Source organism: Mycobacterium sp. SMC-17, assembly GCF_045310915.1.
Classification (GTDB): domain Bacteria; phylum Actinomycetota; class Actinomycetes; order Mycobacteriales; family Mycobacteriaceae; genus Mycobacterium.
This window is the reverse complement of the sequence record NZ_JBJIAK010000174.1, coordinates 1-1,064: the sequence shown is the minus strand read 5'-3', so window position 1 is coordinate 1,064 and position 1,064 is coordinate 1. Positions and strand designations below refer to the sequence as shown.

Sequence of the window (1,064 nt, the reverse complement as noted above, 5' to 3'; positions counted from 1 at the left end):
CATCAGCGCCGCATCGCGCCAGCGCGCGCCGACGATCGGCACGATCGACTGGATCAGCGCGAGCCCAAGCGCGAGCACCAGGGCATAATGTCCGCTTTCGGCGATCACCGCATGGCTCCCTGGGTCGGCGCCGCGGAGGCGCTCGGCGTGTTGCCCGGCTTGTTGTCCGGCTTGGCGCCGTAGTCGTCCTTCCAATGGCCCTGCTTCTTCAAGGCGTCGGCGACGTCCTTCGGCAGGCCGCCGAGGCGGAAACGCTTGCCGGGGCCGAGATGCTTTTCGGCGACCATCGACGGCGTCGAGAAGAACACGATGGAATCGCGCAGCGCGTTCAACACCAGCCCCGCGGCGATCGCGAGCACGACGAGCGCACAGCCGATCAGTGTCAAACGCCGTTGCTTCCTGGTCATGGTCCATCCTTGCGCATGACGTTCCCCGAAAACCGCTGTGCACTTTTCGGCGTCATGCCCTATCCATCAAGCCCGAGATTCTTCAACCCTTCATTGAGCTGACGCAACCGATCCGCATTGTTGGCCACGGCCTGACGGGCATCCGCGAGCGCGCTCATCGCCTTGTCGCGATCGCCCATCACGAGATAGGCGCGCACCAGCCGCAGCCAGCCCTCGACGTCGTCGCCATTGGTCTTCAGCCGCGTCGCCAGCCGGTCGACCATGCCCTTGATCATGGCGCCGCGATCGGCCTCGCTCATGTCCTTCGCCGCCGCGACCGCACCGTCGGGCAGCGTGGGTGCGCTAACGCCCGGGGCGACGTCCGGCACGGTGCCGCCGACCCGCACCAGCGCCGCCTGCACCAGCGGCCGCCACGGCGCATCCGACGGCCCCTTCGCCAGCATCTTCTGCCAGAGCGCAGCCGCATCGGCCTTGCGGCCGTCCTGCTCGGCGGCGAGACCCAGGAAGTAATTCGCCTTGGCATCGTCGCCATTCAACGCGACCGCGCGCTCGAACTCCGCCTTGGCGTCCGCGGTGACGACCCCGCCGGCGCTCCCCATCAGCGCCTCGCCGAGATCGGCGCGGCGATCGGCGCTGTCGCCGGCGTAGGTGATGGCG

The 1,064-nt window shown here is 68.4% G+C and carries 2 protein-coding genes; both read right to left on the bottom strand.

Annotation, left to right across the window (positions count from 1 at the left end; all coding sequences use genetic code 11):
• Positions 1 to 104 precede the first annotated feature (104 nt).
• A complete protein-coding gene (locus ACJH7A_RS30655; RefSeq protein ID WP_406803338.1) occupies positions 105 to 407 on the bottom strand; it encodes a cytochrome c maturation protein CcmE in 303 nt (100 codons plus the stop codon).
• Between the two features lie 59 nt (positions 408 to 466).
• On the bottom strand, positions 467 to 1,064 hold a 598-nt coding region (locus tag ACJH7A_RS30650), incomplete at its 5' end, for a tetratricopeptide repeat protein (RefSeq protein WP_406803337.1).

Bases quoted from the DNA above. Each gene is read 5' to 3' on its own strand.
- ACJH7A_RS30655 (WP_406803338.1), bottom strand. From the start codon at position 407: ATGACCAGGAAGCAACGGCGTTTGACACTGATCGGCTGTGCGCTCGTC.